Source organism: Plantactinospora siamensis (assembly GCF_042434095.1).
Taxonomy (GTDB): domain Bacteria; phylum Actinomycetota; class Actinomycetes; order Mycobacteriales; family Micromonosporaceae; genus KBS50.
Map to the genome: position 1 here is coordinate 452,759 of NZ_JBHLUE010000026.1, position 13,478 is coordinate 466,236.

General features: G+C 74.9%; 14 protein-coding genes. 9 read left to right on the forward strand and 5 right to left on the reverse strand.

Translation table 11 applies throughout. The features are described 5' to 3' along the window. Positions 1-17 precede the first annotated feature (17 nt). Positions 18-815, forward strand: coding sequence for an SDR family NAD(P)-dependent oxidoreductase (locus ACFFHU_RS27400; RefSeq protein WP_377343199.1), 798 nt, complete (start codon positions 18-20; stop codon positions 813-815). On the opposite strand, the gene ACFFHU_RS27405 is transcribed toward ACFFHU_RS27400, so the two are convergent. Continuing rightward, the gene (locus tag ACFFHU_RS27405; protein WP_377343200.1) at positions 768-2,099 is read right to left on the reverse strand and encodes a PucR family transcriptional regulator; all 1,332 of its coding nucleotides are present in this window, start codon (positions 2,097-2,099) and stop codon (positions 768-770) included. The two genes, ACFFHU_RS27400 and ACFFHU_RS27405, sit on opposite strands and share 48 nt — an antisense overlap. Before the next feature lie 137 nt (positions 2,100-2,236). Here ACFFHU_RS27405 and hpnC point away from each other — a divergent pair, with 137 nt between their 5' ends. The 7 genes from hpnC to hpnH are packed head-to-tail and all read left to right on the forward strand — an operon-like array spanning position 2,237 to position 10,382. After that, positions 2,237-3,049, forward strand: a complete 813-nt coding sequence (hpnC, locus tag ACFFHU_RS27410) for a squalene synthase HpnC (RefSeq protein WP_377343201.1) — start codon at positions 2,237-2,239, stop codon at positions 3,047-3,049. Beyond that, positions 3,046-4,056 (forward strand): presqualene diphosphate synthase HpnD, encoded by a 1,011-nt coding sequence (gene hpnD / locus ACFFHU_RS27415; protein ID WP_377343202.1) that lies wholly within the window; start codon positions 3,046-3,048, stop codon positions 4,054-4,056. Before hpnC ends, hpnD begins: the two co-directional genes overlap by 4 nt. After that, positions 4,053-5,591 (forward strand): hydroxysqualene dehydroxylase, encoded by a 1,539-nt coding sequence (locus tag ACFFHU_RS27420; protein WP_377343203.1) that lies wholly within the window; start codon positions 4,053-4,055, stop codon positions 5,589-5,591. Before hpnD ends, ACFFHU_RS27420 begins: the two co-directional genes overlap by 4 nt. Beyond that, the gene (locus ACFFHU_RS27425; RefSeq protein WP_377343204.1) at positions 5,588-6,565 is read left to right on the forward strand and encodes a polyprenyl synthetase family protein; all 978 of its coding nucleotides are present in this window, start codon (positions 5,588-5,590) and stop codon (positions 6,563-6,565) included. Before ACFFHU_RS27420 ends, ACFFHU_RS27425 begins: the two co-directional genes overlap by 4 nt. Next, on the forward strand, positions 6,566-8,497 hold the full coding sequence (shc, locus tag ACFFHU_RS27430) for a squalene--hopene cyclase (protein ID WP_377343205.1): 1,932 nt from the start codon (positions 6,566-6,568) through the stop codon (positions 8,495-8,497). Beyond that, complete coding sequence (locus ACFFHU_RS27435) at positions 8,494-9,375, forward strand: hypothetical protein (protein WP_377343207.1); 882 nt, start codon at positions 8,494-8,496, stop codon at positions 9,373-9,375. Before shc ends, ACFFHU_RS27435 begins: the two co-directional genes overlap by 4 nt. 8 nt (positions 9,376-9,383) lie before the next feature. After that, positions 9,384-10,382: an adenosyl-hopene transferase HpnH gene (hpnH, locus tag ACFFHU_RS27440; protein ID WP_377343503.1), complete on the forward strand. Its 999-nt coding sequence runs from the start codon at positions 9,384-9,386 to the stop codon at positions 10,380-10,382. An 82-nt stretch (positions 10,383-10,464) separates the two neighbouring features. Here the strand turns inward: hpnH and ACFFHU_RS27445 are convergent, their stop codons facing one another. The 4 genes from ACFFHU_RS27445 to ACFFHU_RS27460 form a co-directional block, all read right to left on the reverse strand. Then, positions 10,465-10,587, reverse strand: coding sequence for a 50S ribosomal protein L36 (locus ACFFHU_RS27445; RefSeq protein ID WP_377343209.1), 123 nt, complete (start codon positions 10,585-10,587; stop codon positions 10,465-10,467). Positions 10,588-10,868: 281 nt separating this feature from the next. Next, positions 10,869-11,264 carry a VOC family protein gene (locus ACFFHU_RS27450; RefSeq protein WP_377343210.1) on the reverse strand — a complete coding sequence of 132 codons (396 nt, stop codon included), beginning with the start codon at positions 11,262-11,264 and terminating at the stop codon, positions 10,869-10,871. A 13-nt stretch (positions 11,265-11,277) separates the two neighbouring features. Then, positions 11,278-12,051 carry an arsenate reductase/protein-tyrosine-phosphatase family protein gene (locus ACFFHU_RS27455; protein ID WP_377343211.1) on the reverse strand — a complete coding sequence of 258 codons (774 nt, stop codon included), beginning with the start codon at positions 12,049-12,051 and terminating at the stop codon, positions 11,278-11,280. 91 nt (positions 12,052-12,142) lie between these two features. Next, on the reverse strand, positions 12,143-12,727 hold the full coding sequence (locus ACFFHU_RS27460; RefSeq protein ID WP_377343212.1) for a TIGR03086 family metal-binding protein: 585 nt from the start codon (positions 12,725-12,727) through the stop codon (positions 12,143-12,145). Positions 12,728-12,795: 68 nt separating this feature from the next. On the opposite strand from ACFFHU_RS27460, the gene ACFFHU_RS27465 reads away from it, so the two are divergent. Next, positions 12,796-13,476: a TetR/AcrR family transcriptional regulator gene (locus ACFFHU_RS27465; RefSeq protein WP_377343214.1), complete on the forward strand. Its 681-nt coding sequence runs from the start codon at positions 12,796-12,798 to the stop codon at positions 13,474-13,476. Positions 13,477-13,478: the final 2 nt, after the last annotated feature.

A 13,478-nucleotide genomic window follows, 5' to 3' on the forward strand; every position in this document is an offset into this window, starting at 1 on the left:
CCTTCTAGGGTGGGCGGGTGCGGATCGCGGGGAGCGTGGCGCTGGTGACCGGGGCGTCGTCGGGCATCGGGCGGGAGGTGGCCCGGCGGCTCGCCGCGGCCGGCGCCCGGGTGCTGGCCCACGGCCGGGACGCCGCGGCGTTGGCCGAGCTTGACGCCACCCCGCTGGTCGCCGAGCTGGCCGAACCGGGCGCGGGTGGGCGGCTGGCCGAGGCCGCGCTGGCCGCCGCCGGTCGGGTCGACATCGTGGTCAACAACGCCGGGGTCGGCTGGGCCGGCCCGTTCGCTCAGATGCCGCCGGAGACGGCCACCCGGCTGCTCGCGGTCAACCTCGGCGCGCCCGTCGAGCTCACCCGGGCGCTGCTGCCCGGCCTCGCCGACCGGCCGGGCTACCTGCTCTTCGTGACCTCGATTGCCGGCCGGATGGGCGTGGCCGGCGAGGCGGTGTACGCCGCCGGCAAGGCCGGGCTGGACACCTTCGCCGAGAGCCTCCGGTTCGAGCTGCGCGACCGGCCCGTACAGGTCGGGGTGCTGGTCCCCGGGGTGGTGCGGACCGCGTTCTTCGACCGGCGCGGCCGGCCGTACGAGCGGGAGCGACCGCGGCCCGTGCCACCGGGTCGGGTGGCCGACCGGATCGTCGAAATGATCTCCCGGGACCTTCCGGAGGCGTACGTGCCGGGTTGGCTACGCGGCCCCGTCGCGGTGCGCTCGACGCTACCGGGCGTGTACCGCCGGCTGGGGGCGCGATTCGGCGGCGGGGGCGCAGCCTCAGCCGGCCTTGCGCCGCCGGTGGTGCAGCGCGACCGCGGGGCGTGATCCACCCACCGCCCGGCGGGCCACCTCGGGGACGTTGCCCCAGGCCAGGGCCAGCATCAGCCGGGTCCGGGTGGCCGGGTCCTCCAGGGTGGGGCCGAACGCGTCGTGCAGCTGGGCCATCCGGTAGCGGACGGTCTGCGGGTGGATGTGCAGCTCGGCCGCCATGGCCTGGCGGTCGCCCATGTGCCGCAGCCAGGCGCTGAGCGTCTCGCAGAGCCGTTCCCGGGCGGCCGGCGCGACCTGGGCCAGCGGCGCCAGCGCCTGCTCGCGCAGCGCCCGCAGCAGCTTGGCGTCCCGGTGCACGATCAACGCGTCCAGGTGGTCCTCGACAAAGACCGGATCCTCGGTGAGGATGCCGCCGGCCCGCAGCTGGGCGGTGAGCTCGGCGAACTGCACGCTGATCGGCAACTGCTCCACCGGCACCGGGTGCCCCACCACCGCGCCCGTGCCGGCCAGCGCGGTGGTGAGCCGCTGCCGGCGGCCGGGCCGGACCGGGTCCGGGACGATCGCCCCGAGCAGCGTGCGGCGGCGGATCATCAGGCAGGAGGCGTCGAGCCGGTTGAGCACCTCGTGGCCCATCGGGTTGTTGACCGCCAGCAGGATCACCGCGGCCTCGCGGGGCAGGGTCCAGCCGGCCCGGGAGGCGGCGGTGCGTACGGCGGTCGTGTCGGACCGGTCGGAGAGCAGCAGCTCGACCAGCTCGTCGCGGAGCAGCTCGCGCTCGGCCGCGCTCTGGGACTGCTCCATGACGTAGCCGCGGGCCGAGGCCGAGGAGAGCTCGTCGACGAACGCGAAGACGGCCTCGGCCAGCGCCGCGAGCAGGTCCGGCTCGACGCCCGTCTCCAGCGCCGCGCTCGAGACGTACCGCCAGGCCACCCGGGCCCCGAGCTGGTACGCGGACAGCAGCGCGGACACCTCGCGACCCTTGCGCCACTGCGCCCGGCCGATCTCCTCGAACAGCTCAACCTGGTTGCCGATCGGCCCCTCCCGCGGCCCGTCGGCGCCGCGCTCGGCCGTGTCGATCAGCCAGAGCATGAAGGCCTTCGCCGCGCTGGTCACCTCGGCCTGCTCCTCGGCCATGAACTCGGCGTAGTCCGGCCAGCTGCCGGCGAGCTCGCTGCGGACCTCGGTCAGCATCTCGGGCAGCCGCCGGAACAGCACCGGCAGCATCTCGCGGAGCCTCGGCCCCGGCCCGATCCGGTCGAGATACGCGTCGAGCTCGGGGCTGCGCCCGAGCGAGCCGAACGGTTCAGCACGGTGATCGACGGAGTCAGAAGGACGCATTCTGTACCTAACCGACGCGGTTTGTACGTTCGTGACAAAGAGCCGGGCGATTACTACCCGTGACTGTGCAGAGCGTGGTCCCCCCACCGGAGCAGCATCAAGAGGTGGCCAAGGGGACGGGTGGAACCACACAGCCGGTGAACATCGAGGATAGGCTTCGCGCGGAGAACTTTCCGGTAGCTTTGCGGATCCTGCCGCGCCGTTTTCGCGCGCATCTGACGGCTGTGTACGGTTTCGCCCGTACTGTCGATAATTTGGGTGACGAGTTTCCCGGCGACCGGCTGGCCGCGCTGGACGCCTTCGCCGCGGATCTCGACCTGATCTGGGCCGGCGGCCACCCCGCGACGCCCGTGCTGGCCCGACTGGCGGCCACCGTCCGGGCCTGTGACCTGCCCCCCGAACCGTTCCACCGGTTGATCGAGGCCAATCGCCAGGACCAGCGGATCACCGCCTACCGGACGTACGACGAGCTGCGGGCCTACTGCGCCCTGTCGGCCGATCCGGTCGGCCGCATCGTGCTCGGGGTGTTCGGGGTCGGCACGGCCGCCCGGGTCGCGTGCTCGGACGCCATCTGCACGGCGCTGCAGCTGGTCGAGCACTGGCAGGACGTGGCCGAGGACCGCCGCGCCGGCCGGATCTACCTGCCGGCCGAGGACATGAGCCGATTCGGGGTCAGCCCGGCCGATCTCGACGGGACGTCGACGCCGGCGCCGGTACGGCGGCTGCTGGCCTTCGAGACCGACCGCGCGGCCGAGTTGTTCCGCCGCGGGGCCCCGCTCGTGGCCGACCTGACCGGCTGGGCCCGGCTGGCCGTCGGTGGCTTCCTGGCCGGCGGCCTGGCCACCGTCGACGCGCTCCGCCGGGCCGACCACGACGTGCTGGCCGGCGCCCCTCGCCCGCGCCGGGCCGACCTGGCGCGGCACCTGATCCAGGAGGTGCTGGGCCGATGACCTACCGCCTGATGAGCACGACCACGACGCTGGCCGAGGCGTACGCGCGGTGCGCGGAGATCACCAGGGTCGAGGCCCGGAACTTCTACTACGGCATCCGGCTGCTGCCGCCGGACAAGCGCGCCGTGCTCTGCGCGGTCTACGCGCTGGCTCGCCGGATGGACGACATCGGCGACGGCGACCTGCCGGTCGAGGCGAAGGTGAACGCGCTGGCCGAGCTGCGGACCGAGCTGGCCGCGCTGTCCAGCAGCGCCGATCCGGTGCTCGTGGCGGTGGCCGACGCGGCCCGGCGCTACCCGATCCCGCTGGACGCCTTCGGCGAGCTGATCGACGGCGTGCAGATGGACGTGACCGGCCGCCGGTACGCCTCCTTCGAGGAGCTGGTCGGTTACTGCCGCTGCGTGGCCGGCGCGGTCGGCCGGCTCTGCCTGGGCGTCTTCGGCAGCCGGCCGCATCCGGCGGCCGCCCGGTACGCCGACCAGCTGGGCATCGCGCTGCAGCAGACCAACATCCTGCGGGACATCCGCGAGGACCTGATGAACGGCCGGACCTACCTCCCGCAGGAGGACCTGGACCGGTTTGGCGTCGAACTCGCGCTCGACGAGCACGGCGCGCTGGTCGACCGCGACGGCGGGCTCAGCGCGGTGATCCGGTACGGCTGCGCCCGGGCCAACGACTGGTACCGCGAGGGGCTGCGGCTGGCCCCGCTGCTGGACTGGCGCAGCCGGGCGTCCTGCCTGGCCATGGCGGGCATCTACCGGCAGCTGCTGACCCGCATCGAGGCCGAGCCGAGCCTGGTCTTCGGTCAGCGGCTCTCGCTGTCCGGCCGGGCCAAGGCCGGGGTGGCCCTGCGCTCACTCGCCGGGCGATCGGCCCCGGTGGGCGCGGCACTCGCCGGGCGGTCGGCCCCCCGGGGGTGCCGCATGAGCGAGCGGAGCGAGCTCATCATCCGGCTCAGCGCGGAAGAGCCTCATGGCGGCTCTGAGCGCAGCGAGGAGCCGTCATGACCGCGGTGGCCGTGCTGGGCGGGGGACTGGCGGGCATCACCGCCGCGCTGCGCTGCGCCGACGGCGGCGCCCGGGTCACCCTGATCGAGGGCCGGCCCAGGCTGGGCGGGCTCACCCACTCGTTCCGGCGCGGCGACCTGGCCGTGGACAACGGGCAGCACGTCTTCCTGCGCTGCTGCACGGCGTACCTTGGCCTGCTCGACCGGCTGGGCGTGGCCGAGGGCGTGACGCTGCAGCGGCGGCTGGCCATCCCGATCGTGGCGCCCGGCCGGCGTCCGGTCTGGCTGCGCCGCGGTCCCTGGCCGGCGCCGGCCCACCTGGCCCGCTCCCTGCTCGGCTACGCGCCGCTGAGCCCGATCGAGCGGCTGCGCTTCGCCGCCGCGGCGCTGGCGTTGCGCCGCGTCGACCTCGACGCGCCGGCCACGGACGAGCAGAGCTTCGGGGCCTGGCTCGCCGCGCACGGGCAGAGCCGGCGGGCCGTCGAGACGCTGTGGGACCTGGTCGGCATCGCCACCCTCAACGCCACCGCCGGGCGTGCATCGCTGGCGCTCGCGGCCAAGGTCTTCCAGACCGGCCTGCTCAGCACGGCGTCCGCGGCCGACCTCGGCTGGCCGGTGGTCCCGCTGGGTGACCTGCACGGTACGGCGGCCGCCCGCGCCCTGTCGGCCGCCGGCGTCGAGGTCCGCACCTCCGCCCGGGTGATCTCGGTACGCCCCGCCGCGGCCGGTTGGGACGTCGAGCTGGCCACCGGCCCCGGCGGCGGCACGGGCCCCGGCGGCGGCACGGGCCTCGACGCCGGCACGGGCACCCGCGCTGGCACGGGCCCTGGCGTCCGGCCCGGCCCGGCGGCCGAACGGCGCGGCGTGCCGGCGACCGAGAGCCGGCACGTCGACCAGGTGGTCTGCGCGGTGCCGCCGGACGCGGCGGCCCGGATCCTGCCTCCCGGCGTGCTGCCACCCGGCGGCCGGCTCGGCGCCTCGCCGATCGTCGACGTGCACGTCGTGTACGACCGCACGGTGCTCGACCAGCCGTTCGTGGCGGCCATCGACTCGCCGCTGCAATGGATCTTCGATCGAACCGTCCAGTCGGGGCTGACCGAGGGGCAGTACGTGGCCGTCTCGCTGTCGGCCGCCGACGAGCTGATCGACGTACCCGTGGCGCGGCTGCGGGCCCGGATGCTGCCGGCGCTCGCGGCGCTGCTGCCGGCCGCCCGCGGCGCGGTGGTGCGGGACTTCTTCGTCACCCGCGAGCGGCACGCCACGTTCCGGCCGGCGCCCGGCACCGCCCGGCTGCGCCCCGCGGCGGCCACCGCGTTGCCCGGGCTCTGGCTGGCCGGCGCGTGGACCGCCACCGGCTGGCCCGCGACCATGGAGGGCGCGGTGCGCAGCGGCGAGACGGCCGCGGCCGGAGTCCTCGATCCGTCGCGCCGGAACGCGGTTCGGGCCGGGACCCGGCGGCGGGCGCCGGCCGGGGTTGACCGCTTGCGGCGCGCTGCATCGGGCAGCGCCAGATCCATGGACGGGGTGGCGACATGACGACCACGCTGGAAAGCCTGCACCGCAGCCGCGACACGATCACCCCGGCGATGCGGGCGGCGATCGACCGGCTCGACCCGACGACCCGGCTGCAGGCGGCGTACCACCTCGGGTGGGTCGACGCCGACGGCCGGCCCGACTCCGGCGGCGGCAAGGCCGTCCGGCCCGCGCTGGCGCTGCTGTCGGCGCAGGCCGCCGGCGCCGGAGCGGAGACGGGACTGCCGGGCGCGGTGGCGGTCGAGCTGGTGCACAACTTCTCGCTGCTGCATGACGACCTGATGGACCACGACCAGGAACGCCGGCACCGCCGGACGGTCTGGGCCGTCTGGGGCGCCGCGAGCGCCATCCTGTCCGGCGACGCCCTGCTCGGGCTCTCCCAGGAGGTGCTGCTGGACAGCGGGCTGCCGACCGCCGTGCCGGCCGCGCTGCTGCTGGCCCGGGCGACCCGCGAGCTGATCCGGGGGCAGGTCCAGGACCTCGCGTTCGAGGAACGGGACGACGTCAGCGTCACCGAGTGCCTCGACATGGCGGCCGGCAAGACGGGCGCGCTGATGGCGGCCAGCGCGGCCATCGGCGCGGTGCTGGCCGGCGCGCCGGCGGACACGGTGGCCGCGCTGGAGACGTACGGCGCCCGGGTCGGGTTGGCCTTCCAGCTGGTCGACGACGTGCTCGGGATCTGGGGCGATCCGGCCGTCACCGGCAAGCCGGTCTTCTCCGACCTGCGCGCCGGCAAGAAGTCGCTGCCGGTCGCGTACGCGCTCGGCCGGGATCCGTCGATCGCGCTGATCGACCCCGCCGACCTGGAGCGGCGGGCCGAGGCCATCGACCGGGCCGGCGGCCGCCGCTGGGCGCTGGCCGAGGCGGCCGGCCGGATGAGCGAGGGGGAGGCCGCGCTGGCCGGGGTCGAGCTGCCCGATCCGGTACGCGCCGAGCTGCTCGCGCTGGGCCGCTTCATCGTCGACCGGGAGGTGTGAGTGACCACGCAGGAGGTGCGCGCCCGGCCCTCGACGGCCGGGGCGCTGGACAACGCGGTCCGCCACCTTCGCTCCCTGCAGGACGCGGCCGGCTGGTGGAAGGGCGAGCTGGCCACCAACGTCACGATGGACGCCGAGGACCTGCTGCTGCGGGAGTTCCTCGGCATCCGGCGGGCGGCGGAGACCGCCGAGGCGGCGCGCTGGATCCGGTCGCAGCAGCGGGCCGACGGCACCTGGGCCACCTTCGCCGGCGGCCCCCCGGACCTGTCCACCACGGTGGAGGCGTGGGTGGCGCTGCGGCTGGCCGGCGACCCGGCCGATGCCGCACACCTGCGCCGGGCCGGCGACTGGATCAGGGCAGCCGGCGGCCTGGAGAACACCCGGGTGTTCACCCGGATCTGGCTGGCGCTGTTCGGCCTGTGGTCCTGGGACGAGCTGCCGGACATGCCGCCCGAACTGATCCTCCTGCCGAAGTGGTTCCCGCTGAACATCTACGACTGGGCCTGCTGGGCCCGGCAGACCGTGGTGCCGCTGACCGTGGTGAACGCGTTCCGCCCGGTGCGGCCGCTGCCGTTCGGCGTCGACGAGCTGCGGACCGGCGCGCGCCCCGCGCCCGCGGCGCCGCCATGGACCTGGCGGGGGGCCTTCCAGCGGCTGGACCGGGTGCTGCACGCGTACGCGCGGCACCCGCACCGGCGTCTGCGCCGGACCGCCATGGATCGGGCCGCGGCCTGGATCCTGGCCCGGCAGGAGGCCGACGGCGGCTGGGGCGGGATCCAGCCCCCGTGGGTCTATTCGCTGCTCGCCCTGCACCTGCTCGGCTACCCGCTGGACCATCCGGCCATGGCGCGCGGGCTCGCCGGGCTGGACGGGTTCCTGATCCGCGAGCCCGGCCCGGACGGCATGGTGCGCCGGTTGGAGGCCTGCCAGTCGCCGGTCTGGGACACCGGACTGGCGGTCACCGCACTGCTCGACGCCGGGGTGCCGGCCGACGATCCGGCACTGCGCCGGGCCGCGGACTGGCTGCTCGGCGAGGAAGTGACGGTCCGCGGCGACTGGGCGGTCCGCCGGCCGGGCCTGGCCCCGGGCGGCTGGGCCTTCGAGTTTGCCAACGACTGCTACCCGGACACCGACGACACCGCCGAGATCGTGCTGGGTCTGCGCCGCGTCGCCCACCACGACCCGGCGGCGATCCGAGCCGCGGTGGACCGCGGCGTCGCCTGGACCGTCGGGATGCAGAGCCGGGACGGCGGCTGGGCCGCGTTCGACGCCGACAACACCGGCGAGCTGCCCACCCGGCTGCCGTTCTGCGACTTCGGCGCGGTCATCGACCCGCCGTCGGCGGACGTCACGGCGCACGTGCTGGAGATGCTGGCCGGGGTGGGCCAGGCGGGCGGCGAGCCGGCCCGGCGGGGAATCCGGTGGCTGCTGGCGCACCAGGAGCGGGACGGGTCCTGGTTCGGCCGCTGGGGGGCCAACCACGTGTACGGCACCGGCGCGGTCGTGCCGGCGCTGGTGGCGGCCGGCGTCGACCCGGGCTCGGCGCCGATCCGGCGGGCCGTGGCGTGGCTGGTCGCGCACCAGAATGCCGACGGCGGCTGGGGCGAGGACCTGCGCTCGTACCGGGATCCGGGGTGGATCGGCCGCGGCGCCAGCACCGCCTCGCAGACGGCCTGGGCGCTGCTCGCGCTGCTGGCCGCCAGCCCACCGGGTACGGCGACCGCCGGCGGCGCGGCGATCGAGCGCGGCGTGGCGTGGCTGGTGTCGACGCAGAACGCCGACGGGTCCTGGGACGAGCCGCAGTTCACCGGCACCGGCTTTCCCGGCGACTTCTACATCAACTACCACCTGTACCGGCTCGTGTTCCCGATCAGCGCCCTCGGCCGCTACCTGTCCCAGGCCGGGCCGGCGCCGAGCGAGGGGCCGGCATGAGGGCGGTCATCGGCACGCCGCTCGCCGTGGAGCGCTGGGCCGTGCCCGGCGCGGTCCGGCTCGGCATGGGTGCCCGGACGGCGCTGCCGGCGGGCGACGCGTTCCTGGTGGCCGGGTTGGCCGGCGGGCTGAACCCGGCGGTCCGGCCCGGGGACGTGGTGGTGGCCCCGGACGCCTCCGCGCCGCTGCTGGCCGGCGCGCTGCGCCGGCTCGGCCTCGCCGTCCACGTCGGACCGGTGCACACCAGCGACCGGGTCGTCACCGGCGCCGAGCGCGCGCGGCTGGCCGGAACCGGTGCGCTGGCCGTGGACATGGAGACCGACCGGCTCCGCGCGGCCGCCGGGGACCGGCCGTTCGCCACCGCGCGGGTGGTGACCGACGCGGTGGGCGCGGCGCTGTGGTCACCCGGCACGCTGCTGCGGGGCGTACGCGGGCTGCTGACCCTGCGGACCGCGGCGCCGGCGCTGCGGCAGTGGGCCGCGGCGACCGGCGGCCGCGAGGTCCGGCTGGCGCCGCCGCGGTCCTGCTGCGCCGGCGTGGCCGACACCACCGACGGGCAGCAGGCGGTCCGGACCGTCGCCCGGGAGTGCGACCTCGTGCTTGTCGTCGACCGCGCGAACTCGTCCCACTCGGCGCGCCTGGTCGAGGCGGCCGAGCGCGCGGGCGTCGCGGCCCGGTCGGTGGCGGACGCCGAAGCCGTCGACCTCGGCTGGCTCCCCGCGGCCGGCCGGGTCGGCATCGTGGCCGGGGCGTCCGCACCACCGGCTGAAGTGGACAACATCGTGGCGAGTCTCGCCGGGCTCGGCCCGGTCACCGTTCTTCCCCCCGGTTCTGGCACCGAGAACATGCAGTTCACATTGCCCAGGGGGGTGAGCTAGAGATGGGAATGCCTTTCCGTCAATCCGTCCGGCTCGGTCGATACGTGCTGAAGCAGCGGCTGAAGGGGGCCCGGAAATATCCGCTGCTCGTCGAGTTGGAGCCGCTGTTCGCGTGCAACCTCAAGTGCGTCGGCTGCGGCAAGATCCAGCAGCCGCACACGCTGCTCAAGCAGCGCATGCCGGTGGAGCAGGCGGTCGGCGCGGTCGAGGAGAGCGGGGCGCCGATGGTCTCCATCGCCGGCGGCGAGCCGCTGATGCACCCGCAGATCGACGAGATCGTCCGGCAGCTGCTGGACCGCAAGAAGATCGTCTTTCTGTGTACGAACGCCGTGCTGCTGCCCAAGCACCTGCACCGGTTCGCGCCGCACAAGAACTTCTCCTGGATGGTCCACGTCGATGGGCTGCGCGAGCGGCACGATCTGTCGGTGTCCAAGGACGGCGTGTTCGACCAGGCGGTCGAGGCGATCCGGCAGGCCAAGGCGGCCGGCTTCCGGGTGATGACCAACAGCACGTTCTTCAACACCGACAGCCCGCAGACGGTCATCGACGTGCTCGACTACCTCAACGACGAGCTGAAGGTCGACAACATGCAGATCAGCCCCGGGTACGCGTACGAGAAGGCGCCCGAGCAGGACCACTGGCTCGCCGTCAACGAGACGCGGGAGCTGTTTGCCAAGGCGTTCGCGGGCGGCCGGCGCAAGAAGTGGCGGCTCAACCACTCGCCCGTCTTCCTCGACTTCCTGGAGGGCCGCCGGGATCTCGAGTGCACGCCGTGGGGCATCCCGTCGTACTCCCTGCTGGGCTGGCAGCGACCCTGCTACCTGCTGGCCGACGGGTACGCCAAGACGTACCGGGAGCTCATCGAGACCACCGACTGGGACAGCTTCGGCCGCGGCCGGGACGACCGCTGCGCCAACTGCATGGCGCACTGCGGGTACGAGCCGACCGCGGTGGTCGCCACGATGGGGTCGCTCCGGGAGTCGCTGCGCGCCGCCGTGAGCGTGTGACCTGACGGACTGAGCCCGCCCACCGCGGCCGGCGGCGGTGGCCGGCCGGCGGGCGTGGTGCCGGCCGGCCCGCGCGCTGAGCTCAGCCCTGCCGGCCCTTCCAGTGCGGGTTGGTGCGGTTCACCACGACCACCCGGCCGCGCCGGCGGACCACCACGGAGCCGGGCTTGCGCTTCAGCGAGCGCAACGAGCTGCGTACCTTCATGTTCGGCTCTCCCCTGCGTATCGTGCCGTACGCGGGAAGGAACGCCGGCGGACCCGGCGGGATTCCCGACGACACGGCGGGTCGCCGCTACCCAGCGTGGCCCCCTTGGCGGCGATACCGGGGGAGACGAACATGCCTGAGAGTCATGATTATGACTCTCAGGCATGACTTTCGGATGGAGCCCGGCGCCGCCGGCGGAGCTTCTGGGCTATTCGACCGGTTCGTCGCTGGCCTACCAGGGCGGCCCACTCGCCTGCGCCGGTGCGCCCGGACCGTCGAGGTCAGGAGGTGGCCGCTCGGCCGGCCGGTTGGAAGAGTTCGATGAGGTTGCCGGCGGGGTCGGTGAGCAGGATCTGCCGCCCGCCGGGACCGGACACCGGGTCGCCGAGGAAGGACAGGCCGGCGGCGCGCAGCCGGTCGATCTCGGCGTCGAGGTCGTCGACGATGAGGTGGATGCGGTTGCGACCGGCGCCGGCCGCCGCCGGGGGCGTGGCGCGGGCGCCCGAGCTGGCCGGCCCGGACAGCAGCAGCCGCAGCGGGCCGCGGGACACGTCCGCGAACGCGGGCGCGGCGCTCATGTTCAGGACGAAGCCGAGGTGGCCGGTGTAGAAGTCGACGGCCGCCTGCACGTCGTCGACGATGTACCGGACGCTGGCGTACCGGGTGTGGTCTGTCACGGCTGTTCCTCCCTCAGGGATTGGCAGCGAGAACGGGCAGCAGGTTCCGGACGCGGCCGTCGATGTCCGCGGTGACGCGCTGAAACACGAGATCGTCCGCCGCTTCCGGCGCATCAGATGTGGCCGGGTCGGGGACGCTCCAGTGCAGCCGCCGCGGCCGGCCGGGAAGGTCCGGGCAGGACTCGCGAGCCTTGTCGCACAGGCTGATCACGTAGTCGAAGCGGCGGCCGGCCAGGCTGTCCCAGTGCCGCGGCCGCTGGCCGGCGATGTCGATGCCGTACGCGTCGCGGAGCGTCCGTACGGCGCCCGGGTGCAGCCGGGGCCTCGGTCGGCCGCCGGCGCTGGTCGCCGCCACCACGCCCTGGCTGTGGTGCCGCAGCAGCGCCTCCGCCACCGGCGACCGGGCGCTGTTGCCGGTGCAGACGAACAGCACCTCGATCGGGGGCGAGCGGCGCAGGGTCGCCGGGACGCCCCGCGCCGCCGCCGGCTCGCGGCCGAGCGCCGGGTGCAGCGCGGCGCCGGTGTCGGCCAGGGCGGCGGCGCAGTTGTCCAGGTTGAGGCGGTAGTAGCTGTCGCGGCCGTCGAAGCTGCTGCGGGTGGCCGAGACCAACCCTCCGTCGCGCAGCAGCCGGAGGTGGTAGGAGACGAGGCTCTGCGGCTCACCGACCAGCGCGACCAGGTCTCGGACCCGGTGATCGCCGGCGGCCAGCTCGGTCAGCAACCGCCAGCGCAGCGGATGGGCCGCGAGGCGCACGAACGCCGGAGGGGTCCGGGTCGGCATCGCCATGCCTCGGGACGATACATCAAGTCAAACTGATGCATCAAGCCAATTTGATGGATTGTCCCCGGCCGGTCAGCGAGGCGGAGGGTCGCGGCGATCACCGGCCGGCATGCGCCCGGGGATCCCGGCCGGTGAACGCGAGCAACCGGTCCTGCGGATCGGTCGACCCCGTCTGCACGCGCGGGGCAAAGAAGCGCCCGGGACCCCAGAAGGACGGCGGATACTTCTCCACGACCCGCAGCGCGGCCAGGCACAGTTCCGGGTCCAGGGTGGCGTCCTGGCCGGTGGCCACGGCCAGATCCCAGCCGTGGACCAGCATGTCGGCCCCGTGCACGCCGACCGCGAAGACGGCGGGCGGCTCGCCGGCGGGCAGCAGCGTCGGGCGCATCGGGTCGTCGAGCGCGGCGACGGTGGTCGCCAGGTCGGCGGCGGTGGAGTCGAACTCCGCCAGCGGCGACGCGACCGGCTCCAGGTCGCGGCTGGGCCAGTCGGCCGGCTCGCCGCGCAGCGCCCGGGCGAACCGAATGTTCCCGCCGACCAGGTGGGACAGCAGCCCCCGGATGTCCCAGCCGGTCGTCCCGGTCGGACGGTCCAGGTCGGCCACGGTCAGCGGCGCGAGTCGGGCCCGGGTGCCCTCGGTGGCGAGCCGGTCGAGGGCGTAGTTGTCGATCCGCGCGGACACGGCGCCTCCCCTGCGATAGTGGACAGGCGTCCACCATATAGCGGACGGCCGTCCACTAACATGGCGGCATGTCACCACGCAGTTCAGCCCGGGAGGCGGCCCGGACCCGCGCGCGCATCGTGCGGGCCGCCGTCGACCGGGCCTCCACGCTCGGCCTCGCCGGGGTCACCGTCCGCGACCTGGCCGTCGATCTCGGGATGAGCAAGTCCGGGGTGGTCGCCCCGTTCGCCTCCCGCGGTCGGCTCTTGGAGACCGCGTTCGACAGCGCGGTGGCGACCTTCCGGGCCGTGGTGGTGGAACCGGCGCTGGCGCTCCCGCCGGGCCGGGACCGGCTGCTCGCGCTGCTCGATGACTGGGTCGACTACCTCGTCGACTGCCCGTTCCCGGGCGGCTGCTTCCTGACCACGGCGTCGGTCGAGCTGGACAACCAGGCCGGCCCGCTGCGCGAGCGTACGGTCGCCGCCGTGACGCGGTGGCTGGCGTTCCTGGCCGACGAGGCCCACGCGGCGCGCCCGGACCTGCCGGCCGACCGCGCCCGTGACCTGGCTACCACGATCAACGGGATCGCGATGTCGGCCAACCAGGAGATCCAGCTGCTCGCCGATCCGGCGGCCGGTCCGCGCGCCCGGCGGGCCATGCACGCGGCCGTGGCCGCGTTCGCACCCGAGCCGGCGGGAACGGCCCGGGCCCGTGCGGACCGGGCGGGAGCGACCCGCGAGCGACCGGCCCGGCCGGGCGGAACGGCGTAACG

Coding starts and splice junctions, on each gene's coding strand:
- ACFFHU_RS27425 (WP_377343204.1), top strand. CDS start 5,588: ATGACGACCACGCTGGAAAGCCTGCACCGCAGCCGCGACACGATCACC.
- ACFFHU_RS27445 (WP_377343209.1), bottom strand. CDS start 10,587: ATGAAGGTACGCAGCTCGTTGCGCTCGCTGAAGCGCAAGCCCGGCTCC.
- ACFFHU_RS27435 (WP_377343207.1), top strand. CDS start 8,494: ATGAGGGCGGTCATCGGCACGCCGCTCGCCGTGGAGCGCTGGGCCGTG.
- ACFFHU_RS27455 (WP_377343211.1), bottom strand. CDS start 12,051: ATGGCGATGCCGACCCGGACCCCTCCGGCGTTCGTGCGCCTCGCGGCC.
- ACFFHU_RS27420 (WP_377343203.1), top strand. CDS start 4,053: ATGACCGCGGTGGCCGTGCTGGGCGGGGGACTGGCGGGCATCACCGCC.
- ACFFHU_RS27405 (WP_377343200.1), bottom strand. CDS start 2,099: ATGCGTCCTTCTGACTCCGTCGATCACCGTGCTGAACCGTTCGGCTCG.
- hpnH (WP_377343503.1), top strand. CDS start 9,384: ATGCCTTTCCGTCAATCCGTCCGGCTCGGTCGATACGTGCTGAAGCAG.
- hpnD (WP_377343202.1), top strand. CDS start 3,046: ATGACCTACCGCCTGATGAGCACGACCACGACGCTGGCCGAGGCGTAC.
- ACFFHU_RS27465 (WP_377343214.1), top strand. CDS start 12,796: ATGTCACCACGCAGTTCAGCCCGGGAGGCGGCCCGGACCCGCGCGCGC.